This window comes from Micromonospora acroterricola (genome assembly GCF_003172955.1).
In the GTDB taxonomy this organism is placed as follows: Bacteria; Actinomycetota; Actinomycetes; order Mycobacteriales; family Micromonosporaceae; genus Micromonospora; species Micromonospora acroterricola.
In genome coordinates, this window is record NZ_QGKR01000202.1 from 19,471 (window position 1) to 46,097 (window position 26,627).

Genomic DNA, 26,627 nt, shown 5'->3' on the forward strand with positions numbered 1-26,627 from the left:
CCCCCGTCTCCCCCCGACGGGGGTCGTCCCTTTCTGCTGGAAACGCTCCATCGTTGGTCACAGGTCGTCCTCGTTCTCCTCCAGGTTGCTCCTGGCAGCCGGTAGAAGGGCCGCCACAGCGACTTCGACCGACCGTCCTGCGTAATCCTCGGACCGCTCGCGACACAAGTCAGGGTGAGAGTCGCCGAGGCAGTGGGGGTTCGGGTGGGTCCACCGGAGAGACGCGACGAGGCCGGAAGGGCGTCGCGGTCACCTTCGACGACCGCCCGCACGACGCGCAGTCTCTGCTGATCTTCGACCCGAAGACGGGTGGACTGCTCGCCCACGAGCGGCTGACGCTCGCGCCCGTCCGGATCAGCTCGTACAAGGTGATCATCGCTACCGCCTGGACCAACCGACTCGGCTGACCCGAGGGCAGCGGGGCCGCTCCCTCGGGAGCGGCCCCGCTTGGCGTTTCATCGAGGCGGCGGAGCACCGGTCGGACAGGCCGCGCGCGTAGCAGATCAACTGCCTCGCCGGGCGTTGTCCACAGCCCGCGTGGTTGTCCACAGGCAGCGTGGTCGGGGCGGTTTTCGGGGCGGATCCCGAGCAGGGTCGGCGGCATATCCGAGCTCGACCGCTGGAGGCCGCGATGCCACCCCGTACCTCCGTTCCGCCAATCCGCAGGCGACCGCTGGTCGTCACAGGCGACGACGATCTGCTCGACGACCTGCTCCGGCTCGCCGCCGCCGGCGGGACCGAGGTGGAGCTCGCCACCGACCCGGCCGCCGCGCGTACGCGTTGGCTTCCCGCCCCGTTGGTGCTGCTCGGCGCCGACCAGGCGCAGCCGTGTCTGCGGGCCCGGCTGCCGCACCGACCGCGGCTGGTGCTGGTCGGCCGGACCGACCAGCTCGACCCCGGCTGGCAGATCGCCGAGCTGGTCGGCGCCGAGCACGTCGCCACGCTGCCCGCGGCGGAGCCGTGGCTGGTGGACCAGTTCGCCGAGCAGGGCCAGGACCGTCCGGGCGGTGCCGGCGCCCGGATCGTCGCGCTGCTCGGTGGTCGCGGCGGCGCCGGGGCGAGTGTGCTGGCCGGCGGGCTCGCCGTCACCGCTGCTCGGGCACGGCTGCGTACCCTGCTCGTCGACGCCGACCCGCTCGGCGGTGGCCTCGACCTCGTGCTGGGCTGGGAGCAGCTGGAAGGGCTGCGCTGGCCGTCGCTCACCGGTGCCGACGGGCGGGTGGACGCCCCGGCACTGGTCCAGGCCCTGCCCAGCCGGGGCGACCTGGTGGTGCTCTCCTGGGATCGCGGCGATCTGCTGGCGCTGCCCGCGGCGGCCATGGCGGCGACCGTCGACGCCGCCCGCCGCGGCCGGGACTTCGTGGTCGTCGACCTGCCTCGGCAGTTGGACGACGCCGCCGTCATCGCGTTGCAGGCGGCCGATCAGGCGTTCGTCGTCGTTCCGGCCGAGCTGCGGGCCACCGCGGCCGCCGCGCGGGTGGTCGCTGCCGCGGCCCCGCACTGCGCCGCGCTCTCGGTGGTGGTGCGCGGGCCCGCCCCGGGCCATTTGCGCGCGACGGAGGTGGCACGGGCACTGGGGCTGCCCCTCGCCGGCACGCTGCGTCCCGAGCCGGGGCTCTGCCGCGGCCTGGAACGCGGTGAGGCTCCGGCCGCCGCCGGCAAGGGCCCGCTGGCCGCCCTCTGCCAGCGGATCGTCACCGACCTCACCGGTCTGCCGGCGACGGGTGCGGCATGACCGGCCGACCGGAGGACGGCACTCTCGCCGCCCGGGTGCGACAGCGGATCGCCGCCGCCACCACCCCCGTCACCCCGGCGGCGATCGTCTCCGCGGTACGGGCCGAGCCCACCGCCGCCGTGCTCGGTGACACCGCCGTGCTGCGGATCGCCGACCGCGTGCACGACGACCTCGTCGGCGCGGGGCCGTTGGCGCCGCTGCTGGCCGACCCGGAGGTGACCGACGTCCTGGTCAACGGCACCCGGGTCTGGGTCGACCGAGGAGCGGGACTGCACCAGGTCGCGGTGCCGGTGGGCGCGGTCGAGGACGTCCGCCGGTTGGCGCAGCGACTGATCGCCAGCGCCGGGCGGCGGCTCGACGACGGCTCCCCGTACGCGGACGCCCGGCTCCCCGACGGCACCCGACTGCATGCGGTTCTGCCACCGGTGGCGACCGAGGGCCCCTACCTGTCCCTGCGGACCTTCCGGCACCGCCCGTTCACCCTCGACGAGCTGGTGCACCAGGGGACCGTGCCGCGACCGGTGGCGCCACTGCTCGCCGCCGTCGTGGCGGCCCGGCTGGCGTACCTGGTCACCGGCGGGACCGGGTCCGGCAAGACAACCTTGCTCAACACGCTGCTCGGGTTGGTGCCGGCCACCGAGCGGATCGTGCTGGTGGAGGACGCGGCCGAGCTGCGCCCGGGGCACCCGCACGTGGTGGGACTCCAGGTGCGTACCGCCAATGTGGAGGGTACGGGTGTGGTCAGCCTCGGCGACCTGGTCCGGCAGGCGCTGCGAATGCGCCCGGACCGGCTGGTGGTCGGGGAGTGCCGGGGCGGTGAGGTGGTCGACCTGCTCGCCGCGCTGAACACCGGCCACGACGGGGGCGCGGGCACGCTGCACGCCAACACCCCCTCCGACGTACCCGCCCGGCTCGAGGCGCTCGGCATGCTGGGCGGGCTGCCCCGCGCCGCGCTGCACGCCCAGGTGGTCGCCGCGTTGCAGGTGCTGTTCCAGGTACGACGCGGCGACCGGGGGCGTGTCCTGGAGTCGATCTGCCTGCTGCTGCCGGAGGGACCCGACCGGGTGCTCTCCGTGGTGCCCGCCTGGATCCGTGGCCGAGGGCTCGGGCTGGCCGCCCGTACGCTCGGGGCGCTGTTGCGGGACCGTGGCGTGGCGGCACCGCCGATTCTCAGCGAGCCGTGGCCCGGATCGGCGGGTCCGGCATGAGCGGCGGGACGCTGCTGGTTGCAGCGCTGCTGCTGGCGGCCGCGACCCTGGTGGCCTGGCCGGTGCAGACCATCCGGGCTCGCCGCCGTCGGGTGCTGATGCCAGCGGGCAGTCGGGATGCCGGTGCCGATCCGGACGACGCGCTGGTGGACTGGGTCAGGGACCTCGGTCGTGAGCTGGACGGCCCGGTCGACGGGGCCGGCAGTCCGTCCTCCTCGGGCCACCAGCCGCCCGCGCCCCCGGGCTATGGCGGGCGGACGCGCGTCAGGTGGTCCACCAGGGACGTCAGCGCCGGTCCGCCCTGGCCCAGATCGGGGGGCGGCTCGGTGGGCTCCACGCGACCCGCGGGTGCGGCACGTCCGCCTGCTCGGCGCGACCCCCGCGGTCCGGCCGGTACCACCCGGCCAGTGGCGGTAGCCGCGGACGTCGAACGTCACGCTGTCCCGTCCGCCTCCGCAACAGTGATCGAAGCGGACGTGCTGGCTCGGGACGCTGCGGCGTCCACCGTGGCGACGGTCGACGGTCGCGAGGATGTGGACAGCGGTGGAAACCAAGCTGTCGGCCCGATGACGACCGCGGACGCGCCTGGTGGGGAGCGAGGCATCTCGGCGCGCGCTCGGCGAACGCCGGCACGCTTGCTGGTGCTGGTCGGCCTGCTGGGTGGCGGCGTCGGTGCCGCGCTCGCCGGCCCGGTGGCCGCGACCGCGGTGGCCGGTTACGGCACATTGACCGTGCGCGCTCTGCTGCGCCGGCAGGCGAACCGGCACGCCGAGCGGATCCGGCGGCGCGCGTTGGACCAGCTCTGCGGTCTCGCGGCGGACCTCCGGGCGGGGCTGCCCGTCCCGCCGGCCGTCGAGATCGTCACCGCCGGTGGGCGGGACGGTTCTGACCGGCTGGGCCAGCTGACCTCGGCCGCGGTGCGGCTCGCGGACCGGACCGGCGCGCCGCTGGCGGAGCTCGTCGAACGCATCGAGGCGGACGCCCGGGCGACCGACCGGGGCCTGGCCGCCGCCGAGGCGCAGGCGGCCGGCGCTCGGGCCACGGCCTGGCTGTTGGCGGCCCTGCCGATCGGCGGTATCGGGCTCGGTTACGGGATCGGCGTGGATCCCGTGGCGGTGCTCCTGCACAGCACGGTCGGCGGGGTCTGCGCGGTTCTCGCGGTCGTCCTGCAGGTCATCGGCCTGTTGTGGGCTGAGCGGCTGGGCGCGACGCCGGGGCGGACCGCCTGATGTCCGGGACGGTGGCGGACTCCCGAGGGAGGGCGCGGACCGGCTCGTCGATCAGCGCGCGAGCGAGCGCAGCGGGCGGCCGGCGACGGCCCGACGCGATCCGGCTTGCCGCCGGTATGGGCGGGCTCGCCGTGGCCGTGGTCGTCGGAGGCTGGTTCGGGCTGCTTGGCGCGGTGCCGACCGCGTTCCTGCTGGACCTGCTGCTGAGGCGGATCGAGTCGCCGGCCGTGCGCAGGCGCCGGCTTCGGGAGGCCGCGGACCTGCCGCTCGCCGCCGACCTGCTGGCCGCGGCCATGCGGGCCGGCGCGCCGGTGGACCGCTCGGTGCTGGCTGTGGCCGACGCGTTGGACGGCCCGCTCGCTGACCGGCTCGCCCGGGTCGGCCGCACCCTCCTGCTCGGCGGTGACCCGACCGAGGCGTGGTCCGCGCTGGACGGGGTGCCGGGCGCGGAACGGTTGACCGCCGCCGCGTTCCGCTCGGCCAACAGCGGCGCCGCCCTCGCTGGGGCGCTGACCCGGCTCGCCGACGACCTGCGCGCCGACCGGGCCACCGCCGCCGAAGCGTCGGCCCGCCGGGCTGGCGTGCTCATCGTCCTGCCGCTGGGGCTCTGCTTCCTGCCGGCGTTCATTCTCGCCGGCCTGGTGCCGGTGATCGTCGCCGTCCTCGGCGACGTGCTCTGACCCATCGAGAAGGGACCAGAAATGCGCAAACTCATCGCCCGCCTGCACGGCGACGACGGGATGAACACCGCCGAGTACGCCGTCGGCACTCTCGCCGCCGTTGCCTTCGCGGGGATCCTGCTGAAGGTGTTGACCTCCGGCAACGTCCAGTCGGCGCTGACCGCCGTCATCGACCGGGCGCTCAAGTGATCGGGCGCCGGCAGGCCGGCCGTGGTCGGCGGTTCGGCGCCGCAGGGTGGGCAGCCGGCGGCGGACGGAGATCCCGCCTCGTCGCCTGGGTGACCGGTGGGGACCGGGGTTCCTTCACCGCCGAACTGGCGGCCGGCCTGCCGGCGCTTCTCCTGCTCCTGCTCGCCGGCCTGACCGCGGTCAACGCCGTCAGCACGCGGGCGAGTTGCCTGCATGCGGCCCGGGAGGCGGCGCTGGCCGCCGCCCGGGGCTCGGACGGCAACGCCGACGGTCGGCCCACCCCGCCACCGGGGGCGGAGATGTCGGTGACGATCGAGGGCGACCGGGCGCAGGCGACGGTACGGGCACCCGTGCGCGCGCTGGGCGGTCGGCTCCCGCGGCTCACCGTGGTCGCCACCGCCGTCGCGGCCATGGAACCGGGGGCCACGGAGGAGAACCGGTGAACGGAGAGCGGCCCGCTGCCGCACGGCCCCACGCTGAACGACCGGGCGCCGAGCGACTCGGCACCGAGCGATGTGGCGCCGAGCGACTCGGCACCGAGCGATGTGGCGCCAAGCGACTCGGTGCTGAGCCACCGGATCCTGAGCGTGGTGGAGCGACTGTCCTGCTGCTCGCGCTGGGGTTGGTCTTTGTGTTGGCGGGGACGTTCGGTGCCGCCGTCGCCGCAGCCGGAATGGCGGCTCAACGGGCGGCGGTGGCGGCCGACCTGGGTGCGCTGGCCGGGGCGGCCAGGGCGTTCGACGGCGACGGGGTGGCCTGCGCGTCCGCTGCCGACATCGCCGGTCGCAACGGTGGCCGTCTGGTCGACTGCCGTCTCGACGGGCTGGACGTGCTGGTGACCGTGGAGGTGGTGATCACTCCTCTGCCCGGCCTGACCCGGGTCACGTCGTCGACGGCCCGCGCCGGCCCGGTGCGCGGCTGAACGCCGCTCGGCCCGCAACACCTAGGCGGGGACATCGGGAGCCGCGCTGCCGATCGGTCATCGTCATGACCTGGTGGTATTGGACGCGTAGGTCAGGTTCCGCACCGGGCGAGGGTCGGGCCGGGTGCGGTCCGACGGGAGCTGTGGAGCTGAATCGCTGACGACATCAGTCCCGATGCGTTTGCGACATCAGCTCCAAAGGGTCCGCCGACTGGGTCCTCGGCGGAGCAGCCGCACTGACCGAGTCGGCAGCGGGGCGGGCCCGCAGTGGATCCAGCCACCAGCGGGAGCCGGTCCGGAGGAAATCCGGCGTGCGGCCGGATCCAGGCTGCCGGGAGCCTGCTGGCCGGGACGTGGGCCGACGGGCCCGTGTCCCGGCCAGCGGCCGACGGCGTGGGTGGCCGGGGCGGCCGGGTGCGTCAGCGGGCCTGGAGCGCGTCGAGGGCGACGGCCATCGCGATGACCAGGCGCCGGTCGATCTGCGGGTTGTGCACCTCGACGACGTACTTGTCGCGCAGGCCCCACTTCTTCACCACCGAGAAGACCGGCTGACCGCCGGCGGTGAAGTCGAAGTGGTACGGCAGCCAGGACAGCGAGTCGACGAACCGGCGTAGCAGCGCCACCGGCATGCTGCGCTCCTGGCCCGTGACCTGCGGCAGGCCGGCCTGCTCGACGTGCCAGGTGGAGCGGAGCAGCGACTGGGCGAAGTCCTTGCGGAACAGGCCGATCGGGTTGCCGGCCGCGTCGGTCACGTCGTACGTGGCGCCCAGGTCGATGCGCTGGCGGGCCTTGAAGCCGAGCAGGGGCTGCTGCTTGGAGTCGTCGGTGTAGATCGTCACCTGCTCCTTGAAGGCGAGCCGCTTCTGCTGTGCGAAGGCCAGCAGCTCACCCTCCGTGCCGTCCGCCGCGACCGCCCGCACCTCGTACTGGTTGACCATCATTCGCAACCGCTGCCGGATGTGGAACTGCCGCAGGGTCTGCAAGTTGTCGAGCTGCATGGAATCTCCTCAGGGGGTTGGTGCGCCGGAGTCTCGCACAGCCCGGCAACCACCGTCGGCCCGCGCCCCGGGCGCTCCCACCTGTGCTCGGTCCACCCGGTGCGGTCGATCGCGGCGGAGGTCAGCGGCCGTCGACGGTGACGCGCAGCGCCCAGCCGTTGAGGACCTGGTGGATGTCCCGCAGCCGTTCGTTGATCTGCTCCAGCCGTTCGGCCTGGGCCAGGGCGGCCAGCGCCGATCCGAGCGCGATCTGCTGATCGAGGGTGAGTCTTTCCTGGTCGATGGTGTAGAGCAGGTCGACGGTCTCGGCGATGGTGTCGGCCACGGCTCCTCCTTGGGCACGGGGGTGAACGAAAGGCAGACATCGATGGAAGCGCTCCCATCATTGTGCCCCGCGCGGCGCGGAATCATGCAAGGCGGCTCAGGCGGGCAGGTTCGCCAGCACCACGTCGAGCACCCGGATCGCGTCCGGCTTGGAGAGCGGGTTGTTGCCATTGCCGCACTTCGGTGACTGCACGCAGGACGGGCAGCCCGTCTCGCAGCCGCACTCCGCGATCGCGTCCCGGGTGGCTCGCAGCCACGCCGACGCCGTGCCGTACGCCCGCTCGGCGAAGCCGGCGCCGCCCGGGTGCCCGTCGTAGACGAAGACGGTCGGCGCCTCCGTGTCCGGGTGCAGCGCGGTGGAGAGCCCGCCGATGTCCCACCGGTCGCAGGTGGCCATCAGCGGCAGCAGACCGATCGCGGCGTGTTCGGCGGCGTGCAGCGCGCCCGGCACGTCGGCCGGCTGGACCCCCGCAAGAGTCAGCGACCGCGGCGACAGGGTGAACCAGACCGCCACCGTGCGCAGCTCGCGGGTGGGCAGGTCCAGCGGACGGGTGTCGATCACCTCGCCGGTGGCGATGCGGCGGCGCTGGTACGACACCACCTGGCTGGTCACGTCCACCTCGCCGAGGAACATGCCGACCGGCCCGGCGTCCACGTACGAGCGCACCGACACCACGGACAGGTCGGTGACGTCCCGGGCGTGGGTGGACCAGTCCGGCTCCTCCACGTGCACCAGCGCGCAGCCGTCGGCGAGATCGAGCTCGTCCACCACGTACGACACGCCCTGGTGCAGGTAGACCGCGCCGGGGTGGAGCAGGAAGTGTGAGGAGCCGCCGTCGACCGTGCCGAGCAGCCGGCCGGTGGCCGACTCCACCACGCAGACCGGGGCGCCGCCCTCACCGCGCAGATCGACCTCGGGCCGCTCCCGGTGCCGCCAGTACCAGCCGGTGGGCCGCTGCCGCAGCGCCCCGGCGGCGACCAGCTCGTCGATCGCCTCCTTGGCGCCGTCGCCGAAGAGCGCCAGGTCGGCCGGGGTGAGCGGGGCCTCGGCCGCGGCGCAGGCGAGTTGCGGGGCCAGCACGTACGGGTTGGCCGGGTCGAGGACGGTCGCCTCCACCGGTGCCCCGAAGATCGCCTCCGGGTGGTGCACCAGATAGGTGTCCAGCGGGTCGTCCCGGGCCACCAGCACGGCGAGGGCCTCCTGCCCGGAGCGCCCGGCACGACCCGCCTGCTGCCAGAGGGAGGCGCGGGTGCCCGGGTATCCGCAGATCAGCACCGCGTCCAGCCCGATCAGGTCCACGCCCAGCTCCAGCGCGTTGGTGGAGGCCAGGCCGAGCAGGTCGCCGTGCAGCAACGCCCGCTCCAACTCACGGCGCTCCTCGCGCAGGTAGCCGCCCCGGTAGGCGGCCACCCGCTTGCCGAGCCCCGGCACCGCGTCGTCCAACGCCCGGCGTGCGCTGGCGGCCACCACCTCGGCGCCCTTGCGGGACCGGACGAACGCGAGCGTGCGTACCCCCTCGGCGACCGTGTCGGCGAGCAGGTCCGCGGTCTCCCGCAGCGCCGACCGGCGGACCTGGACGAGGTCCGGCATGTCGTCGTGCCCGCCCGCCGGCTGGGCGGGCGCCACGGCCGAGGACGCCGACGAGTCGGGTGGCAGCAGCGGCGGCTCCCAGAGCGCGAAGGTCACCCCGCCGCGCGGTGAGGAGTCCTCGGTGACCGCCGTCACCGGCAGGCCGGTCAGCCGCCCGGCCGCGGTCGCCGGGTCGCCGGAGGTCGCCGAGGCGAGCACGAACACCGGGGTGGCACCGAAGCGCGCGCACTGCCGGCGCAGCCGGCGCAGCACGTGCGCCACGTGCGAGCCGAACACCCCACGGTAGGTGTGGCACTCGTCGATCACCACGTACGCGAGCCGGCGCAGGAAGCCGGACCACTGGGCGTGCCCGGGCAGGATGCCGTGGTGCAGCATGTCGGGGTTGGTCAGCACGAACCGGGAGTGCCGGCGGATCCACTCCCGTTCGGCGCGCGGCGTGTCGCCGTCGTAGCAGGCGGGGCGTACCCCCTCCAGCTCCAGCCCGGCGACCGCCCGCAGCTGGTCGGCGGCGAGCGCCTTGGTCGGCGCCAGGTAGAGCACGGTGGCCCGGGGGTCGGCGAGCAGCGTGGCCAGCGACGGGAGCTGGTACGCCAGCGACTTGCCGGACGCGGTGCCGGTGGCGACGACGACGTGGCCGCCGTCGTACGCCAGGTTGGCGGCCTCGGCCTGGTGCTGCCAGGGCGCGACCACGCCGCGGCGGGCGAACGCCGCGCGCAGCTCCGCGGGCGCCCACGGCGGCCACGGCGCGGGCACCCCGGTGCGGGCCGGCACCCGCTCGACGTGGGTGACCGGGTCACCGGCGCCCCGGCCGCGCAGCCGGCCCAGCAGGTCGACCGGCGATGGCCCGGGACCGCTGCCTGCGGATACGGTGGCTGCGGACGACGGCTCCAGGTCGTCGCGCGCCGAGAGGCGCGCCGAGCCGAAGCTGTCGTCAGTCACGCCTGCACTCTCGCACTGGTGTTCGGAGATGAAAAGTCGGGCCGGGGGGTAAGGGATAGCCTCCGCCGGCGACCGCAGGGTGTCCCGGCGGTGATGGTTAGATGCCCAGGAGAGTTTACGGCTCTGGCGAGGAGGACCGATGGAGCTGTCACTGGCGACCCGCACCGTGGGCGAGCACACGGTGCTCGAGGTCGGCGGTGAGGTGGACGTCTACACCGCGCCCCGGCTCCGCGAACGACTCCTCGAACTGATCGACGGTGGCGCTCGTCACGTGGTCGTCGACCTCGGTCGGGTGGACTTCCTCGACTCCACCGGGCTGGGCGTGCTGGTGGGCGCCCTCAAGCGGCTGCGCACGGCGGGCGGCTCGTTCGCCCTGGTCTGCGACAAGGAGCCGCTGCTCAAGATCTTCCGGATCACGGCACTGGACCAGGTGTTCCCGCTGCACCCCACGGTCGACGCGGCGGTCGGCGCGGAACCAACCGGCGCCAGCGCGTGATGGCGACAGTCCGGCTCTCCTTCTCCCCGGCGCCGGTGCACGTGCGCACCGCCCGCCTGGTCGGCGTCGCCGTCGCCCGGCGCGCAGGGGTCCGCGAGGACCTGCTGGACGAGGTGCGCCTGGCCATCGGCGAGGCGTGTACCCGTGCGGTCGCCCTGCACCGTCAGTACGGCCTGGCCGACCCGGTGCTGGTGGAGATGTCCGACGCCGGCTCGTACGCGGTGCGGGTGGTGGACCGGGCACCGATCGAGGCCGGCATCGGGCTGGCCGCGCTGCCGCCGGACGAGCTGGCCAACGAGTCGCTCACCGACGAGGCGCTGACCACGGGCGTCGGCTTCGCGCTGCTCGCCGGGTTCGTCGAGGACCTTCAGGTGCGTCCCGTCGACGAGGGCATCGGCACCGAGGTGCGGATGGTGTGGCCGGTCGGCCGCTGACCCGTTCTGTTCCGCAGGCCGCATCCCCACCTGGGGGTGCGGCCTCACTGTCATGGACGGCGTCCTATATCAGATTTCGTTTCATAACACAGCGACGAAGATCATCGAGACACGGTGCCACCTCGGTGTGACCTCCGACACGGTGGAGGGCTACAGTACCCGGGTTGTCAGCAAGTGATCCATCCCGCAGCCAGCGGGTATGGGTGGTCATCGCTGGTCCGCTGGGGTGGGTTGGCGCGCGCTTGCGAGTCCGCGTTCAGGCGCCGGTCGGTGCGTCTCCACTCACCGGTGCGAGTGTTCGGTAACAGGAGGACACAGATGTCCGAGACCTTGGCCGCCGACGGCGGCGGGCTTTCCCTTACCGGTAGCAATGTCACGTACGTCGTCATCGCCGCGGTCATCGCGCTGGTGGCGCTCGTCTTCGCCGCCGCCCTGACGAAGGCGGTGCTGGCAGCCGGCAAGGGCACCACCAACATGCAGGAGATCTCGGGGGCGGTCCAGGAGGGCGCCTCGGCCTACCTGCTCCGCCAGTTCCGTACCCTGGCGATCTTCGTCGTCATCGCCGTCGTGCTGCTCTTCCTGCTGCCGGTGCACGACACCGACGGCAGCGAGAACGCGGTGAAGTTCGGCCGCTCGCTCTTCTTCGTGGTGGGCGCCCTGTTCAGCGCGTCCATCGGTGGCGCCGGCATGTGGCTGGCCACCCGCGCCAACCTGCGCGTGGCCGCCGCCGCCCGGGAGCGACAGGGTGGCCGCGAGGCGGCCATGAAGATCGCCTTCCGCACCGGCGGCGTGGTCGGCTTCCTCACCGTGGGCCTCGGCCTCTTCGGCGCCGCGCTGGTCGTCCTGGTGTACCGGGGCGACGCGCCGACCGTGCTGGAGGGCTTCGGCTTCGGCGCCGCGCTGCTCGCGATGTTCATGCGGGTCGGCGGCGGCATCTTCACCAAGGCCGCCGACGTCGGCGCCGACCTGGTCGGCAAGGTCGAGCAGGGCATTCCCGAGGACGACCCGCGCAACGCCGCGACCATCGCCGACAACGTGGGCGACAACGTCGGCGACTGCGCCGGCATGGCCGCGGACCTGTTCGAGTCGTACGCGGTCACGCTGGTCGCCGCACTGATCCTGGGTCGCGCCGCGTTCGGCGAGGACGGCCTGGTCTTCCCGCTGATCATCTCCACCATCGGTGTGCTGGTCGCGATCTTCGGCGTCTTCATCACCCGGCTGCGCGCCTCCGACCGCAACGCCCTGACCGCGATCAACCGGGCCTTCTACGTCTCGGCGGTGCTCTCCGCGGTGCTGGTGGCGATCGCCGCCTACGCCTACCTGCCGGCGACCTTCGCCGAGTTCGAGGGCGGTCTCACCGACGTCGACCGCAACCCGCGGCTGGTGGCCATCGGAGCGGTGGTGATCGGCATCGTGCTGGCCGCCGCGATCCAGGCGCTGACCGGCTACTTCACCGAGACCAACCGGCGCCCGGTGCAGGACATCGGCAAGAGCTCGCAGACCGGTGCGGCCACCGTCATCCTGGCCGGCATCAGCATCGGGCTGGAGTCGGCGGTCTACTCGGCACTGCTGATCGGCGCCGGCGTCTTCGGGGCGTTCCTGCTCGGCGGCACCTCCATCACGCTGTCGCTGTTCGCGGTGGCGCTGGCCGGCACCGGCCTGCTCACCACCGTCGGCGTGATCGTCGCCATGGACACCTTCGGGCCGATCTCCGACAACGCGCAGGGCATCGCCGAGATGTCCGGTGACATCGACGAGCACGGCGCCCGGACGCTCACCGAGCTGGACGCGGTCGGCAACACCACCAAGGCGATCACCAAGGGCATCGCGATCGCCACCGCGGTGCTCGCCGCGACCGCGCTGTTCGGCTCGTACACCGACTCGCTGCGCACCGCGTACGCGGACGCGGGTGTGGGCGACGTCGGGAACGAGATCCTCAACTCGCTGAACGTGGCCAACCCGCGCAACCTGGTCGGCCTGATCATCGGCGCGGCGGTCGTCTTCCTCTTCTCCGGGCTGGCCATCAACGCGGTGTCCCGCTCGGCCGGCGCCGTGGTGATGGAGGTCCGCCGTCAGTTCCGTGAGCTGCCCGGCATCATGGACCGCACCCAGCGCCCGGAGTACGGCAAGGTCGTCGACATCTGCACCCGGGACGCGCAGCGCGAGCTGATGACCCCCGGCCTGCTCGCCATCCTGGCGCCGATCGCGGTCGGCTTCGGTCTGGGGCCCGGCGCGCTCGCCGCGTACCTGGCCGGGGCGATCGGGGCCGGCACGCTGATGGCGGTCTTCCTGGCCAACTCCGGTGGCGCCTGGGACAACGCCAAGAAGCTGGTGGAGGACGGCGCGTACGGGGGCAAGGGCTCCGAGGCGCACGCCGCGACGGTCATCGGTGACACCGTCGGTGACCCGTTCAAGGACACCGCCGGCCCGGCCATCAACCCGCTGCTCAAGGTGATGAACCTGGTCTCGCTGCTGATCGCGCCGGCCGTGGTGGCGTTCAGCATCGGCGACGACCGGAACACCCCCGTCCGGGTGGCCATCGCGGTGGTGGCCACGCTGATCATCGTGGCGTCGGTGGTGTTCAGCAAGCGCAAGGGCATCGCGATGGACGACTCCGACACCGGTGCGGGCAGCACGGACCAACGGCCGGAGACGGTCAGCGCCTGACCTCCCTCGGCACCGGGTCCCCGGTCGGCGTACCGCGCCGGCCGGGGACCGTCGGGTCCGGTCCGGACCGTCTGACCGGTGCCACACCTGGCCGGAGGTCGTACGCTGCAACGCATGCGTACGTGCCAGGCGTCTGCCGCCGGAAAGCTCACGGTGGTTCTGGCCACGTTCGTCGTCCTCCTTTCCGGCTGCGGCGGCGGTCCCAGCCCGCGTGCCTGGGCCGCCACGGTCTGCGGAGCCCTCACCCCGTGGCGTTCCGAGATCAGCAAGTTGACCAGCAGCACCGATGAGCAGATGACCGCGCAGACCACGCCGGCACAGGCCAAGGAGAATCTGGTGCGGCTCTTCGCCGGGGCGGAGCAGGCCAGCGAGACCGCGCGCCACAAGGTGGAGCAGGCCGGCGTCCCGGAGACCGACAACGGCGCCGCGATCTCCGCCGGTTTCCGCGGCTCGCTGGAGAAGATGCGGGACGCGTACGGCCGGGCCCGGGACACCATCGACGGGTTGGGCACCGGCGAGCCGACCGTCTTCTACGACGGCGTGCGGGCCGCGGTCGAGACGCTCAACAAGGAGTACGACGCCAGCGCGCTGGACACCAGCCAGCTCAACTCCGAGGAGCTGAAACAGGCCTTCGACGAGGTGCCGGAGTGTCGCTGAGCGGGCTCGGCGACACCGGAGCGGCGCAGCCGCTGCCGGCGCTGTTCCCGGCACCCGAGCCCGACGCGTCGGCGCCCGAGCCCGCGCGGCGGCGGAGCGGGGTGACCCGCCCCGGGTCGGGTGTCCCGTCGTCCGGGCCGTCCCCAACCGACGAGGCGGGGCGGCAGCTGGTCTTCTTCGGCGCGGAGGCGGCCGAACCGACGGTCGCCGACCTGGCCGGGCTGCTCGCCGGGCCGGGCGAGGTGGTGCGGATGGGCGGCACCGCCCGCCTCTCGGTGCAGGTGGACGCCGCCTGGCGGGTGCACGTGCTGGTCGCGGAGCTGGCACTGCGCGGGCTGGCGGCGAGCTGGGAGCCGACCGGTGACGCGCGACACGCCGTGCGTACGTCGTACACCCGGGTTCTGAAACCGCTCGCGGTCGCCTGGCTGCACGGCACGGCGAAACGCCCGCCGGCCACGTTCCACCTGACCGGCCGTCGGTTGCGGCTCTGGCTCGCCGCCGCCGGGACGCCGGAGCCGCCCGCCGGCTTCCTGCTGCGGCTCGGCGAGGGCGACCAGGAGTCGTGGGAACCGGTCGGCCGGGCGCTCGCCGCCGCCGGGCTGGCCGGCACGCTGCTCGGCCCGGACGAGGGCGGCCCGGGGTACCGGATCACCGGTCGACGCCGGTTGGCCCGGCTCGCCGAGCTGGTCGGCGGGCCGCCGCGAGCGGCACCGGCCGAGGCCTGGCCGACGCGACCCTGACCGGGAGACGAACCGGTCAATCCGCCCAGTCCGGACGTGGAGTCGGGCCGGCCGCCGGCTGTCCGGTCCCGGACAGCCCCGGGGCCGATCCGGGCAGAAAACGGGCGGGTCGGACCTCGGCCGAGGGCCCGCCATCGTCACAGTGACCCGCTTCGAGCCCTACCCACGGTGTACGGTGGCGCCGTCCGGCAGTGCCGAGCGCGACGGGGCGGGAGCAGACCGCCGCGCCGGAGCGGATTGCCGCCCGCGAAACCCGAAACGCGGACGGCGCGTTACGTTGGACATCCGGACCGCCGGTGCGACGGCGGGGTCGAGAGCGGTCGCTGTCCGGGCGCCGGCAGACCACGAGCAGGAGTGAGGTCGGGGAGAGACGTGCCGAGCAACGCTGGAACCACCCGTCTGGTCATCGTCGAGTCACCGGCGAAGGCCAAGACGATCTCGGGCTACCTCGGCCCGGGGTACGTCGTGGAGGCCAGCTTCGGTCACGTCCGCGACCTGCCGCGCAACGCCGCCGACGTGCCGGCCAAGTACAAGGGCGAGGCGTGGGCCCGGCTCGGGGTGGACGTGGACAACGGCTTCCACGCGCTCTACGTCGTCTCCGCCGACCGCAAGCAGCAGATCAGCAAGCTGGTGAAGCTGGCCAAGGAGGTCGACGAGATCTTCCTGGCGACGGATGAGGACCGCGAGGGCGAGGCGATCGCCTGGCACCTGGTGGAGACGCTCAAGCCCAAGGTGCCGGTCAAGCGGATGGTCTTCCACGAGATCACCAAGCCGGCGATCCAGGCGGCGGTGGCCAACCCCCGCGAGATCGACCGCGACCTGGTCGACGCGCAGGAGGCCCGGCGCATCCTCGACCGGCTCTACGGCTACGAGGTCTCCCCGGTGCTGTGGAAGAAGGTCATGCCGAAGCTGTCGGCCGGCCGGGTGCAGTCCGTGGCGACCCGCATCGTGGTCGAGCGGGAGCGGCAGCGGATGGCCTTCCGCACCGCCGAGTACTGGGACATCCTGGCCACTCTCGCCGTGGCGAACGCCGGCGAGGGGCCGCGTGCCTTCAACGCCACCCTGATCGCGCTGAACGGCGACCGGATCGCCACCGGCAAGGACTTCGAGCCGACCACCGGCCGGGTGAGGCCCGGAGCCGGCGTCGTGCACCTGGACGAGGGCGGCGCCCGTGGGCTGGCGGCCCGGCTCGAGGGACGGCCGTTCACGGTCACCCGGGTCGAGGAGAAGCCCTACCGCCGCCGCCCGTACGCGCCGTTCATCACCTCGACGCTCCAGCAGGAGGCGGCCCGCAAGCTGCGCCTGTCGTCGCAGCAGACGATGCGCACCGCGCAGCGGCTGTACGAGAACGGCTACATCACCTATATGCGTACCGACTCGGTCAACCTGTCGGAGACCGCCATCTCGGCGGCCCGCCGGCAGATCGTCGAGTTGTACGGCGAGCGCAGCGTGCCGCCGGAGCCGCGTCGCTACACCGGCAAGGTGAAGAACGCGCAGGAGGCGCACGAGGCGATCCGCCCGGCGGGGGACAACTTCCGCACCCCGGGCGAGGTGGCCAAGGAGCTGTCCGCCGAGGAGTTCAAGCTCTACGAGCTGATCTGGCGCCGCACCATCGCCTCGCAGATGACCGACGCGGTCGGCTCCAGCGTCTCGGTGCGCATCCGCGCGGTCTCCACCTCCCAGGAGGAAGCCGACTTCGGCGCCACCGGCAAGACCATCACCGACCCGGGCTTCCTGCGGGCGTACGTCGAGTCCAGCGACGACGAGAACGCCGAGGCCGAGGACGCCGAGCGCCGGCTGCCCACCCTGGTCAAGGACCAGCCGCTGACCGCCGACGAGCTGGCCGCCCAGGGGCACCACACCCAGCCGCCGTCGCGCTACACGGAAGCGTCGCTGGTCAAGGCACTGGAGGAGCTGGGCATCGGCCGCCCGTCGACGTACGCGTCGATCATGCAGACGATCCAGGACCGGGGGTACGTCACCAAGCGCGGCCAGGCGATGATCCCGACCTTCCTGGCCTTCGCGGTGATCGGGCTGATGGAGCGGCACTACCCGCGCCTCATCGACTACGACTTCACCGCCACGATGGAGAACGAGCTGGACGAGATCGCCGGCGGTGACCACGCCGCGGTCGACTTCCTCACCGCCTTCTACTTCGGCAGCTCCAACGGCGCCGGCGACCAGGGCATCGCCCGCTCGGGTGGGCTCAAGAAGCTGGTCACCGAGAACCTCAGCGACATCGACGCCCGCAGCGTCAACTCCATCCCGCTCTTCACCGACGACGACGGCCGGGAGGTCGTGGTCCGGGTCGGCCGGTACGGGCCGTACCTCCAGCGGGAGCTGCCCGGCGGAGAGCAGCCGGCTGCGCCCGCCGAGGGCGAGGAGGGCGGCGCCCAGGGCGACCGGGCGCCGATCCCCGAGGGCCTGGCCCCGGACGAGCTGACCCCGGAGAAGGTGCACGAGCTGTTCCTCGGCGGCAGCGGCGAGCGCAAGCTCGGCGACGACCCGGCGACCGGCGAGCCGATCGTGCTCAAGTCCGGCCGGTTCGGCCCGTACGTGTCCAGCGGCGAGCGGAAGTCCTCGCTGCTGCGTTCGCAGACACCGGACTCGCTGACCCTGGAGGAGGCGCTCAAGCTGCTCAGCCTGCCCCGGCTGGTCGGCGTCGCGCCGGACGGGGTCGAGGTGTTCGCCAACAACGGTCGCTACGGCCCGTACGTCAAGCGGGGCGAGGAGTTCCGGTCGCTCGAGTCCGAGGACCAGATGTTCACGGTCGGCCTCGACGAGGCGCTGGCGCTGCTGGCCGCCCCGAAGACGCGCGGACGGCGGGCCGCGGCGCCGCCGCTGCGGGAGATGGGCGTCGACCCGCTGACCGAGAAGCCACTGGTGATCAAGGACGGCCGGTTCGGCCCGTACGTCACCGACGGGGAGTTCAACGCGTCGCTGCGGCGTGGGCAGACGCCGGAGGCGCTGAGCATCGAGGAAGCCTCCGAGATGCTGGCCGAGAAGCGGGCGAAGGGGCCGGCGCCGAAGAAGAAGGCGGCGGCGAAGAAGGCTCCGGCGAAGAAGGCCACGGCGACCAAGAAGACGGCCGCCGCCAGCAAGTCCACCGCCGCGAAGAAGACCACCACGGCCAAGACGACCACCGCGGCCAAGAAGACCCCGGCGAAGAAGGCGGCCCCCCGCAAGGCCGCCACCAGCACGGAGTGATCCTGCTCCACAGCTGACCTTCAGCACCACTCAACCCGCTGGCCGGCACCCCCGTAACGGGGCGCGCCGGCCAGCGGCGTGTCCGGTCCCGCAGATCTTGGACAGTTTCCGTTCACGCGGAACGGAAACTGTCCAAGATCCAATGCCTTGGCATCGCCGTGCTGGGTAAACGGACCACATTCGGGTGCCTCGCGTCACAGGTGAAGCCTTTCAGAATTCACCGGTACCGCCGTACCGTATGACCATGCCGGCGATGCGGAAGAGACGTGCGGGCGGGGAGAAGCGGAATGCCGTTCTCGACGCCGTGGCAGGCGTGCTCGCTGCCCGTGGATACGAGAACACGCGGTTCGCGGACGTGTCGGCGGCCGGCGGCGTCGCGATCAGCACCCTGCAGACCTACTTCGGTTCGCGCGAGGACATGGTCATCGAGGCCATGCAGGTGTTCACCGACCGGGAAGTGGATGCCCTGCAAGCGGTGTCCGCCGCCGAAGCCGATCCGTGGCGACGACTGGTCGCGTTGATGGACCGCAGTCTGCACAACTCGGAGAGCACCCGGCAGGTCCTGGTCGAATTCTGGCGATCCGCGATGCGCGACGACGAACTCCGCGCCTACAGCGCCGAAGTGCAGACGCGCTACCGGGCCCCCTTCCTGGCCGCCGTACGGGAGGGCGCTGAGCGGGGTGCGTTCACGCTGGCCCACGACGCCGAGGCGATGACGGATCTTCTGCTCTCGGCTCTGGCCGGTCTGATCATCTCTCGCGTCCAGCGCCATCCCACGCCGTCACCCGCGGACTTTCGTGACGTTTTGCTGACCCAGCTCAGGCTGATGCTGGGCGTCCAGGACTCAGAGCCCAGTACCCGAACGGATTGAGGAAACGATGACCACCGTCGAGATCACCCGCTTCCGGGCGCCCGCGGAGCGCGCCGACGCTCTGCTGGCCGCGCGACCAGCGATGCTGCGGGACTTCCAGACCGATCGTGCCGGCTTCCTCAACGCGCGACTGATTCGGCTGACGAACGGCGAATGGCTGGACATCGTCTTCTGGGGATCGTCCGAGGACTTCGCCGAATCCCGGCGCCGGGGCGGCGATCGGCCCGGCATCCAGACGTTCTTCTCGCTGATCGACGAGGTGATCAGCGTCGAGGAGGGCACCACGACCGAACCGGCGGAGGGCTCGGCACGACCATGATCTGGACAGCCGGTTTCCGTACCGCAGTGATCAGTCCCTACGAGCAGCTCCAGTTCAGCGAGCCCCGTGGCTTCGTCGACCAGACCATTCGTCAGGTGCTGCACATGGCGGGCGGCGGGGAGGCGCTCCGTGTGCGCCTGACGAACCGTTACGGCCGCACTCCGTTGACCATCGCAGCCGCGACCGTCGCTGTCGGTCACCGGCAGGCTGTCCTCACCTTCGACGGCGTCGAGAGGTGTGTCATCCCGGCGGGCGAAGAGGCCGTCGCCGACCCGGTCGATCTTCCGGTTGCCGCCGGTGCGGATCTGGTCGTGAGCCTCTATCTCCCCGAGAAGACCGGTCTGGCCACCCATTCGCACAAACCGGCGGAAGTCGCTCTAATAGCTGGCGGGAACCACGTCACGTCTCCTGCGCTTCCGTGGACCGAACAGGTCGAAGCCAGGTTCTACATCTCGGGTGTCGACGTGCTCGCCCCGCAGGACACCGCGATCGCTGTGGCCTTCGGCGACTCCTGGTTCGAAGGAGTCGGCACCACGACCAGCGCGAACCATCGCTCCGTCGACTTTCTCAACCGGCGCCTCAGGAGAGGGTGGGTCGTCAACCAGGGCATCGCCGGAAACCGCCTCCTGCGCGACGGGGTCGGCGAACACGCGCTGGCGCGCTTCGACCGTGACGTCCTCTCGATACCGGCCCTGACCCACGTCCTGGTCCACTTCGGCATCAACGACCTCGGTCTTCCCGGCATGCTGGGCGAACCTCCCACCACCGCCGACGCCCTCATCGAAGGCTTCGGAGCTCTGGCTGACCGCGCCCACAGCGCCGGTCTGAAGATCCTCGCCGCCACCATCGGTCCCTTCGGGGGCGCTGGCTCCGGAATCAGCACGCCGGAAGGCCTCGCCACCCGACGCGAGGTGAACGACTGGATCCGCACGACCGACGCCTTCGACTCCGTCTTTGACGTGGCGCGTGCGGTCGCGAACCCACGCGCCCTCGACCACATCCACCCCGCGCTGGACAGCGGCGACGGCATGCACCTGAATGACAAGGGCGCCGAGGCAATGGCCGACGCCGTCAACCTGGACGACCTCGCGCTTTAGGGCCGGTGTCAGGGCCGAGCGTCGGCGTCGAAGGTGCGGCTGCCAGGCGCACCCGCCGTCAGGCGCCGAGGATGTGGGTGAGGTGGGGGTTGGTGAAGACCCGGTCCGGGTCCAGGCGGTCGCGGAGGGCCAGGAAGTCGGCGAAGCGCGGGTAGGCGGTGGCCAGCGACGCGGCGTCGCGGTAGTGCAGCTTGCCCCAGTGCGGGCGGCCGCCCAGCCCGGCGGCCACCTCCTCGAAGGCCCGGAAGTACGGCTCGTACGGCATGCCGACGTACTGGTGCACGGCGATGTACGCGGAGTCCCGGCCGTAGCCGTGCGACAGCCAGATGTCGTCGGCGGCGGTGAACCGCACCTCCACCGGGAAGAGCACCTTGAACGGCAGCCCTTCCACGATGCGCTGGAGCGCGCCCAGCGCCTCGGGCAGCGCCTCGCGGGGCAGGCCGTACTCCATCTCCACGAAGCGGACCCGGCGCGGGGTGCAGAAGACCCGGTCGGAACGGCCGGTGTACCGGCGTTCGGTGAGCGCACGGGCGGACACCGCGCTGATCCCCGGGGCCAGCGCCGGCACGGCCCGGCCGAGCCGGCAGGCGCCGGCGAAGACGGTGTTGGCCAGGAAGTCGTCGTCCAGCCAGCCGCGCCACCGGGGCAGCGGGCGGTCGTTGGCGGGTGCCCGGTCGTTGGTCTTGACCTGGACCCGGCTGGTGTAGGGGAACCAGTAGAAGTCGACGTGGTCGTGGCTGGCGATGAGCGAGGGCAGGTCGTCGAGCACGTCGGCCAGCGCGGCCGGACGTTCGTGGGCGTGCAGCACGAAGGCGTCCACGCAGCGCAGGGTCACCTCGACCAGCACGCCGAGCGCGCCGAGCGACACCCGGGCGGCGGCGAAGACGTCGGGGTGCTCGTCCGCCGAGCAGCGCAGCACCTCACCGGTGCCGGTGACCAGGGTGATCGCCTCGACGAAGGTGGACAGGCAGCCGTAGCCCGCGCCGGTGCCGTGGGTGCCCGTGGAGATCGCCCCGGCGACCGTCTGGGCGTCGATGTCGCCCAGGTTGGGCAGGGCGAGGCAGTGTCGGGCGAGCAGGCCGTTGAGGGTGTGCAGGGTCATCCCCGCCGGTACGGTGACGAGCCGGCGCGTGACGTCGACGCTGACGGTGCTGTCCAGCTCGGACAGTTCCATCCGTTGGTCGTCGGCGAGCGCGATGCCGGTGAAGGAGTGGCCGCTGCCGGCCACCCGGATCCGGCTGCCGGTCGCGGCGGCGGTTCGGACAGCCTCGGCGACGTCGGTCGGCGAGCCGGGGCGCAGGATGGCGGTGGCGCTGCCACGCTGGTTGCCGGCCCAGTTGGACCAGCGGGCGGTGAGCGGTGCGGTGCCGACCATGCGCGCTCCTCGGAGATGAATATGAACTGACTTCATATCAGGAACGTTGTTCCTGGTAAATACCGCAATTGCAGTCCGCTCGTTGTACCGGTAGTCACGGACTCGTGACGTGGAGATATGTTCATCCGTCGAAGGGGGGTGGCGCCGAGTGTCCACACCAGCCGCCACGACCGGTCCGCTGCGCCGCGTACCGGTGCAGGGTCGAAGTGTCGCGCGGGTACAGCGCATGTTGGACGCCTGCGCCGAACTCGTCGACGAGGTGGGGTACGAGGGGCTGACCACCACCCTGCTCGCCGAGCGCGCCGAGGTGGCGATCGGGTCGGTCTACCAGTTCTTCCCGGACAAGCGGGCGATCGTGCAGGCGCTGACGCTGCGCACGATGGAGTCCTACCTCCAGCGGCTCGACGAGCGGTTCGCCTCCGACGAGATGACCCACTGGTGGGACGGCGTCGACGCGGGGATCGATGAGTACATCACGATGCACCGCACCGTTCCCGGCTTCCGTACCCTGCACTTCGGCGACGTGGTCGACCTGCACCTGCTCGATGAGCAGCGGGACAACAACGGCGTGATCGCCGACCAGTTGGCCCGGGTGCTCACCGAGCGCTTCGGGCTGACCGACGTGCCGAAGCTCCGCTTCGTGCTGGAGATCGCGGTGGAGGCGGCCGACGCGCTGATCAAGCTCGCGTTCCGGCGGAAGTCCGACGGCGACGACCGGGTGCTGCTCGAGGCCAAGGCGCTGATCCGGGAGTACCTGCACCGCCAGGTCGACGGCAGCGAGAGCGACCGGTCGACCGCGGAGCAGCAGGCCGCGGCCGTACAGCCCGCCTGACCCGGTTCGCCGGGGCGGCGGGCAGGGGTGGCCTCAGAGGAACGCCTGCCCCTCGCCCCGGTACGTGGGCACGGTCGCCACGATTCCGTCCCCGTCGACGAGGTGCAGCTCGTTGACCCGCTCGCACAGCTCACCGGCCTTGGCGTGCCGGAACCACACCCGGTCGCCGATGCGCAGGGTGGCCGCCGCCGCGCCGGACAGCGGGGTCTGCACCTCGCCGGCGCCCTCGGTGCCGACCAGCTTCAGGCCGGCCGGCAGCCACGGTCGGGGCAGCCGGCTGTCGGCGGCCGGACCGGAGGCGATCCAGCCTCCGCCGAGCACGGTCGCCAGCTCCGGCGTCGGCCGACGGACCACCGCGCAGGCGAAGAACGCCGCCGGGGTGGGCCGCCAGGCCCGGTAGGCGTCGAACAGCGTCGGCCCGTACAGGCCGGATCCCGCGGTGACCTCGGTGACCGCGGGATCGGCGCTGGTCGCGGCCACGCTGCCGGTGCCGCCGCCGTTGACGAACTCCAGGTCGGCGTGCTCGCGGACCGCGGCCACCGCCGCGCCCCGGCGGGCCAGCAACTCGCGGTACGACCCGCGCTGGGCCAGCCGGATCGCGCCGGCCAGCAGCGTCTGCCCCGGCGGCGCGTCGCCCAGGCCGGCGATCTGTGCCTCGTACGACATGAGGCCGACCAGCCGGAAGCCGGCGCGCCCGGCGACGGTGGCGGCGAGCGCTCCCGCCGCTCGGGCGCTGTGCACGGGCGAGCGCCGGACGCCGACGTGCACCCGGCCGCGCAGCGGTCGCCAGGAGGCGTCCAGGTCCAGGCAGAGCCGCAGCTCGGCGCGCTGCCCGGGGGCCCGTACGGCGTCGATGAGGTCGAGCTGCCCGGTGCCGTCGATCATCAGGGTGATCGCGGAGGCCAGCGTCGGATCGGCGGCCAGCTCGGCGAGGGCGGCCCGGTCCGCGCTGGGGTACGCGACCAGCACGTCGTCGCTCACCCCGGCACGGACCAGCCAGATCGCCTCGGGCAGCGTGAACGCCATCACGCCCCGCCAGCCGGGCCGGGCGAGCGCCCGGCTGATCAGCTCCCGGCTGCGGACCGACTTGCTGGCCAGTCGGACCGGTTTGCCGGCGGCGCGCTCGGCCAGGGCGGCCGAGTTGCCGTCGAAGGCCGTGAGGTCGACCACCGCGTACGGCGGGTCGAGGTGGGCGGTCGCCCGGTCCAGGCGCTCGCGAAGTTTGTCGCTTTCGATGGCCACGTGTGCACGCTAACTGTCCGACGATGAATGCGAAATACCCTCGCGTACGTCCGGGCTGCGGTCGGCGGCTCCGGCGGCCTAGGCTCAGCGAGCAGGAGAATGTCGCCGGTGGGGTGGCTCCCCACCGGGTCTAGAGTGTTCCACCGGAGGTGCCCAGCGATGGGCCGGCACGTGGAGGTACGGCCATCGAAAGCCAGAACAGCGGCGAGTCGCCCGGCGTGTCGCGCTCGGGCGACCAGTCGGGCAACGCCGCCACGCAGCCCAATGGCGGCCAGGCTGATCCGTCCGGTTATGCCGCGATCCGCTCGGTCCTGCGCATCCGGCCGTTCCGGAGGCTCTGGATCGTGCTCGGCGCGGCCTCCTTCGGTGACTGGCTCGGCCTGCTGGCCACCGCCCTCTTCGCCGCCTCGCAGGTGCAGGGCAGCACCGCCCAGGGCGCCGCGTTCGGCGGGGTCACCGCGATCCGGCTGCTGCCCGCGCTGGTGCTCGGCCCGGTGGCCGGTGTCTTCGCCGACCGGTTCGACCGACGCTGGACGATGGTCATCTGCGACCTGCTGCGCTTCGTGCTCTTCGCCTCCATTCCGCTCTACGCCCTCAGCGGCGCCCCAGGCGGCCTGGTGGTCGGCTGGGCGCTGATCGCCACCTTCCTGATCGAGTCGCTCACCCTGCTCTGGATCCCGGCCAAGGAGGCCGCGGTCCCCAACCTGATCCCGCGGGCCCGGCTGGAGGCCGCCAACCAGCTCACCCTGATCACCACGTACGGCCTCACCCCGGTGGCCGCGGCCATCGGCCTTGCCGTGCTCGACCGTGGTGTCAGAGGCGCTGTGGGCGGCGACCTACCCTCCTGGGCCGAGCCGGCCCAGCTCGCACTCTGGTTCAACTCCTTCTCCCGGCTCGCCACCGCGTTGGTGGTGGCGTTCGGGATCAAGGAGATCAGCGAGGCGCAGCGCGGCGAGACGGAGCGTGCCGAGCAGAGCATGTTCCGGCAGTTCTCCGAGGGCTGGAAGTACATCGGCCAGACCCCGCTCGTCCGTGGCCTGGTGCTGGGCATCTTCGGCGCGTTCGCTGGCGGCGGCATCGTGGTCGGCACGGCCAAGTTCTTCGCCAACTCGCTGGGCGCCGGTGACGCCGCGTTCTCGCTGCTCTTCGGCGCGATCTTCGTCGGTCTGGCGCTCGGCATCGGGCTCGGCCCGATGGTCGTCAAGGAGATGTCCCGGCGTCGCTGGTTCGGCATGAGCATCGTGCTGGCCAGCGCCGCCGTGATGACCCTCGCCTTCGCCATCCACCTGTCCATGGCGATCGTCGGCGCGGTGCTGGTCGGCGCCGGCGCCGGGATGGCCTTCCTGGCCGGCACCACCCTGCTTGGTGGGGAGGTGGCCGACGAGGTGCGCGGCCGGGTCTTCGCGGTGGTGCAGATCGGCACCCGGCTGGTGCTGATCCTGGCCATCGGGCTGAGCAGCGTGTTGGTCGGTGTTGGTGGCTCGCGCAAGCTGGAGATCGCCGACCTCGGCATCTCCGTCTCCTCCACCCGACTGCTGCTGCTGGCCGCCGGTGCCGCCGGCATCTTCGCCGGGATCAGCGCGTTCGGCCAGATGGACGACAAGAAGGGCGTACCGGTCCTCGCCGACCTCTGGGGCTCCATCCGAGGTCGTCCGCTGATGCCCTCCGAGCCGTTCGTCTCCGCCGGGCTCTTCGTGGTCTTCGAGGGCGGCGAGGGTGCGGGGAAGTCCACCCAGCTCACCGCGCTCGCCGAGCGGCTGCGCGGCCAGGGTCGCGACGTCGTGGTCACCCGCGAGCCAGGGGCCACCGGCGTCGGCCGGCGGATCCGGTCGCTGGTGCTGGACACCTCCGGCGACGATGCGCCGTCACCGCGCGCCGAGGCGCTGCTCTACGCCGCCGACCGGGCACATCACGTGGCCACCGTCGTCCGGCCCGCGCTGGTCCGGGGTGGCGTGGTGATCAGCGACCGGTACGTCGACTCGTCCCTGGCCTACCAGGGCGCCGGCCGGACGCTCCCCGTCGACGAGGTCTCCTGGCTCTCCTCCTGGGCCACCGGCGGGCTCAAGCCCGACCTGGTGGTGCTGCTGGACGTCGAGCCGCGCACCGGCCTGTCCCGGGTGGCCTCGCGCAACGAGGGCGCGGACCGACTGGAGGCCGAGTCGATCGCGTTCCACGAGCGCGTCCGGTACGCCTTCCTCGATCTGGCCGCCGCCGACCCGAAGCGCTACCTGGTGCTCGACGCGTCCCGGCCCGCCGAGGAGATCACCGCGCAGGTGGCCCGGCGGATCGAGGAGATGCTCGGCCACCCGGGCGGCATCGTGCACCCCCGCCCGGCGCAGGGCCCGGACACCTCGGTGCAGCCCGAGTTATCCGACGCGGAGCTGGTGACGATGGAGCACAAGACCTGATGTCGGACGTCTTCGCCGACCTGGTCGGCCAGGACGAGGCGGTCGTCGAGCTGCGCCGGGCCGCCGCGGCGGCGGCGGCCGTGCTGCGCGTGGGCGCGACAGACCGGGAGCCCGCGCTGATCGCCGCCGGCCCGACCGGCGGGGACGACGGCGACGCCCCGCTGACCGGAACCGATTCCAGTGCCGGGATGACCCACGCCTGGATCTTCACCGGCCCGCCCGGCTCCGGCCGCTCGGTCGCGGCGCGGGCCTTCGCCGCCGCCCTGCAGTGCGTCCACGGCACCGGCTGCGGCGAGTGCCCCGGCTGCCACACCACGCTGGGTGGGACCCACGCGGACGTCCGGATGGTGGTGCCGGAGGGGCTCTCCATCGGCGTCGGCGAGATGCGTGCGCTGGTGCTCCGCGCGGCCAGCACCCCCTCCGGCGGGCGCTGGCAGGTGGTGGTCATCGAGGACGCCGACCGGCTC

23 protein-coding genes and 1 pseudogene are annotated in these 26,627 nt (G+C 72.7%); 19 read left to right on the plus strand and 5 right to left on the minus strand.

Annotation, left to right across the window (positions count from 1 at the left end; translation table 11 throughout):
- Window positions 1-631 precede the first annotated feature (631 nt).
- From ssd to DKT68_RS16220, 7 genes are all read left to right on the plus strand, one after another.
- On the plus strand, window positions 632-1,735 hold the full coding sequence (gene ssd / locus DKT68_RS16190) for a septum site-determining protein Ssd (protein WP_109818244.1): 1,104 nt from the start codon (window positions 632-634) through the stop codon (window positions 1,733-1,735).
- The gene (locus tag DKT68_RS16195; protein WP_109818245.1) at window positions 1,732-2,943 is read left to right on the plus strand and encodes a TadA family conjugal transfer-associated ATPase; all 1,212 of its coding nucleotides are present in this window, start codon (window positions 1,732-1,734) and stop codon (window positions 2,941-2,943) included. Before ssd ends, DKT68_RS16195 begins: the two co-directional genes overlap by 4 nt.
- A 176-nt stretch (window positions 2,944-3,119) precedes the next feature.
- On the plus strand, window positions 3,120-4,172 hold the full coding sequence (locus DKT68_RS16200) for a hypothetical protein (RefSeq protein WP_407940750.1): 1,053 nt from the start codon (window positions 3,120-3,122) through the stop codon (window positions 4,170-4,172).
- 116 nt (window positions 4,173-4,288) lie between these two features.
- Window positions 4,289-4,852, plus strand: coding sequence for a type II secretion system F family protein (locus tag DKT68_RS16205; RefSeq protein ID WP_109818246.1), 564 nt, complete (start codon window positions 4,289-4,291; stop codon window positions 4,850-4,852).
- A gap of 21 nt (window positions 4,853-4,873) precedes the next feature.
- Entirely contained in the window at window positions 4,874-5,041 is a 168-nt protein-coding gene (locus DKT68_RS16210) for a DUF4244 domain-containing protein (protein WP_109818247.1), read from the plus strand.
- Window positions 5,042-5,130: 89 nt separating this feature from the next.
- Window positions 5,131-5,484, plus strand: coding sequence for a TadE family type IV pilus minor pilin (locus tag DKT68_RS16215; RefSeq protein WP_109818264.1), 354 nt, complete (start codon window positions 5,131-5,133; stop codon window positions 5,482-5,484).
- Complete coding sequence (locus tag DKT68_RS16220; protein WP_109818248.1) at window positions 5,481-5,963, plus strand: Rv3654c family TadE-like protein; 483 nt, start codon at window positions 5,481-5,483, stop codon at window positions 5,961-5,963. Before DKT68_RS16215 ends, DKT68_RS16220 begins: the two co-directional genes overlap by 4 nt.
- Window positions 5,964-6,382: 419 nt before the next feature.
- Here DKT68_RS16220 and DKT68_RS16225 read toward each other — a convergent pair whose 3' ends face one another.
- The 3 genes from DKT68_RS16225 to DKT68_RS16235 form a co-directional block, all read right to left on the minus strand.
- Window positions 6,383-6,961, minus strand: a complete 579-nt coding sequence (locus DKT68_RS16225; RefSeq protein ID WP_109818249.1) for an LURP-one-related/scramblase family protein — start codon at window positions 6,959-6,961, stop codon at window positions 6,383-6,385.
- A 121-nt stretch (window positions 6,962-7,082) separates the two neighbouring features.
- A complete protein-coding gene (locus tag DKT68_RS16230; protein ID WP_109818250.1) occupies window positions 7,083-7,286 on the minus strand; it encodes a hypothetical protein in 204 nt (67 codons plus the stop codon).
- Between the two features lie 96 nt (window positions 7,287-7,382).
- Window positions 7,383-9,767, minus strand: coding sequence for a DEAD/DEAH box helicase (locus DKT68_RS16235; RefSeq protein WP_109818265.1), 2,385 nt, complete (start codon window positions 9,765-9,767; stop codon window positions 7,383-7,385).
- Window positions 9,768-9,954: 187 nt separating this feature from the next.
- Here DKT68_RS16235 and DKT68_RS16240 point away from each other — a divergent pair, with 187 nt between their 5' ends.
- The 9 genes from DKT68_RS16240 (at window position 9,955) to DKT68_RS16280 (ending at window position 20,303) form a co-directional block, all read left to right on the plus strand.
- Window positions 9,955-10,311 (plus strand): STAS domain-containing protein, encoded by a 357-nt coding sequence (locus DKT68_RS16240; RefSeq protein ID WP_074316127.1) that lies wholly within the window; start codon window positions 9,955-9,957, stop codon window positions 10,309-10,311.
- Window positions 10,308-10,745 carry an ATP-binding protein gene (locus tag DKT68_RS16245; RefSeq protein ID WP_109818251.1) on the plus strand — a complete coding sequence of 146 codons (438 nt, stop codon included), beginning with the start codon at window positions 10,308-10,310 and terminating at the stop codon, window positions 10,743-10,745. Before DKT68_RS16240 ends, DKT68_RS16245 begins: the two co-directional genes overlap by 4 nt.
- A 318-nt stretch (window positions 10,746-11,063) precedes the next feature.
- Window positions 11,064-13,412 carry a sodium-translocating pyrophosphatase gene (locus DKT68_RS16250; protein WP_109818252.1) on the plus strand — a complete coding sequence of 783 codons (2,349 nt, stop codon included), beginning with the start codon at window positions 11,064-11,066 and terminating at the stop codon, window positions 13,410-13,412.
- 114 nt (window positions 13,413-13,526) lie between these two features.
- Window positions 13,527-14,069, plus strand: coding sequence for a hypothetical protein (locus DKT68_RS16255; RefSeq protein WP_109818253.1), 543 nt, complete (start codon window positions 13,527-13,529; stop codon window positions 14,067-14,069).
- Window positions 14,060-14,809: a hypothetical protein gene (locus tag DKT68_RS16260; protein ID WP_201749065.1), complete on the plus strand. Its 750-nt coding sequence runs from the start codon at window positions 14,060-14,062 to the stop codon at window positions 14,807-14,809. The genes DKT68_RS16255 and DKT68_RS16260 overlap by 10 nt, the downstream gene beginning before the upstream one ends.
- 372 nt (window positions 14,810-15,181) lie before the next feature.
- Entirely contained in the window at window positions 15,182-18,016 is a 2,835-nt protein-coding gene (gene topA / locus DKT68_RS16265; RefSeq protein WP_109818254.1) for a type I DNA topoisomerase, read from the plus strand.
- A 244-nt stretch (window positions 18,017-18,260) separates the two neighbouring features.
- On the plus strand, window positions 18,261-18,887 hold the full coding sequence (locus DKT68_RS16270) for a TetR/AcrR family transcriptional regulator (RefSeq protein ID WP_161556671.1): 627 nt from the start codon (window positions 18,261-18,263) through the stop codon (window positions 18,885-18,887).
- Between the two features lie 7 nt (window positions 18,888-18,894).
- Window positions 18,895-19,206: a hypothetical protein gene (locus DKT68_RS16275; RefSeq protein WP_109818256.1), complete on the plus strand. Its 312-nt coding sequence runs from the start codon at window positions 18,895-18,897 to the stop codon at window positions 19,204-19,206.
- Entirely contained in the window at window positions 19,203-20,303 is a 1,101-nt protein-coding gene (locus DKT68_RS16280; RefSeq protein ID WP_109818257.1) for an SGNH/GDSL hydrolase family protein, read from the plus strand. The genes DKT68_RS16275 and DKT68_RS16280 overlap by 4 nt, the downstream gene beginning before the upstream one ends.
- Before the next feature lie 58 nt (window positions 20,304-20,361).
- Here the strand turns inward: DKT68_RS16280 and DKT68_RS16285 are convergent, their stop codons facing one another.
- Window positions 20,362-21,678: a D-arabinono-1,4-lactone oxidase gene (locus tag DKT68_RS16285; protein WP_109818258.1), complete on the minus strand. Its 1,317-nt coding sequence runs from the start codon at window positions 21,676-21,678 to the stop codon at window positions 20,362-20,364.
- A gap of 226 nt (window positions 21,679-21,904) precedes the next feature.
- On the opposite strand from DKT68_RS16285, the gene DKT68_RS16290 reads away from it, so the two are divergent.
- On the plus strand, window positions 21,905-22,510 hold the full coding sequence (locus DKT68_RS16290; protein ID WP_109818259.1) for a TetR family transcriptional regulator: 606 nt from the start codon (window positions 21,905-21,907) through the stop codon (window positions 22,508-22,510).
- 33 nt (window positions 22,511-22,543) lie between these two features.
- Here the strand turns inward: DKT68_RS16290 and DKT68_RS16295 are convergent, their stop codons facing one another.
- A complete protein-coding gene (locus DKT68_RS16295) occupies window positions 22,544-23,752 on the minus strand; it encodes an amino acid deaminase/aldolase (protein ID WP_109818260.1) in 1,209 nt (402 codons plus the stop codon).
- A gap of 317 nt (window positions 23,753-24,069) precedes the next feature.
- Between DKT68_RS16295 and tmk the strand changes: the two genes are divergently transcribed.
- The gene (tmk, locus tag DKT68_RS16300) at window positions 24,070-26,160 is read left to right on the plus strand and encodes a dTMP kinase (protein ID WP_269089856.1); all 2,091 of its coding nucleotides are present in this window, start codon (window positions 24,070-24,072) and stop codon (window positions 26,158-26,160) included.
- Window positions 26,160-26,627: pseudogene (locus DKT68_RS16305) on the plus strand (DNA polymerase III subunit delta'); the annotation flags it as partial. The gene tmk and the pseudogene DKT68_RS16305, both read left to right, overlap by 1 nt.

Coding starts and splice junctions, on each gene's coding strand:
- ssd (WP_109818244.1), top strand. CDS start 632: ATGCCACCCCGTACCTCCGTTCCGCCAATCCGCAGGCGACCGCTGGTC.
- DKT68_RS16195 (WP_109818245.1), top strand. CDS start 1,732: ATGACCGGCCGACCGGAGGACGGCACTCTCGCCGCCCGGGTGCGACAG.
- DKT68_RS16205 (WP_109818246.1), top strand. CDS start 4,289: ATGGGCGGGCTCGCCGTGGCCGTGGTCGTCGGAGGCTGGTTCGGGCTG.
- DKT68_RS16210 (WP_109818247.1), top strand. CDS start 4,874: ATGCGCAAACTCATCGCCCGCCTGCACGGCGACGACGGGATGAACACC.
- DKT68_RS16225 (WP_109818249.1), bottom strand. CDS start 6,961: ATGCAGCTCGACAACTTGCAGACCCTGCGGCAGTTCCACATCCGGCAG.
- DKT68_RS16240 (WP_074316127.1), top strand. CDS start 9,955: ATGGAGCTGTCACTGGCGACCCGCACCGTGGGCGAGCACACGGTGCTC.
- DKT68_RS16250 (WP_109818252.1), top strand. CDS start 11,064: ATGTCCGAGACCTTGGCCGCCGACGGCGGCGGGCTTTCCCTTACCGGT.
- DKT68_RS16255 (WP_109818253.1), top strand. CDS start 13,527: ATGCGTACGTGCCAGGCGTCTGCCGCCGGAAAGCTCACGGTGGTTCTG.
- DKT68_RS16270 (WP_161556671.1), top strand. CDS start 18,261: ATGCCGGCGATGCGGAAGAGACGTGCGGGCGGGGAGAAGCGGAATGCC.
- DKT68_RS16275 (WP_109818256.1), top strand. CDS start 18,895: ATGACCACCGTCGAGATCACCCGCTTCCGGGCGCCCGCGGAGCGCGCC.
- DKT68_RS16280 (WP_109818257.1), top strand. CDS start 19,203: ATGATCTGGACAGCCGGTTTCCGTACCGCAGTGATCAGTCCCTACGAG.
- DKT68_RS16285 (WP_109818258.1), bottom strand. CDS start 21,678: ATGGTCGGCACCGCACCGCTCACCGCCCGCTGGTCCAACTGGGCCGGC.
- DKT68_RS16290 (WP_109818259.1), top strand. CDS start 21,905: ATGTTGGACGCCTGCGCCGAACTCGTCGACGAGGTGGGGTACGAGGGG.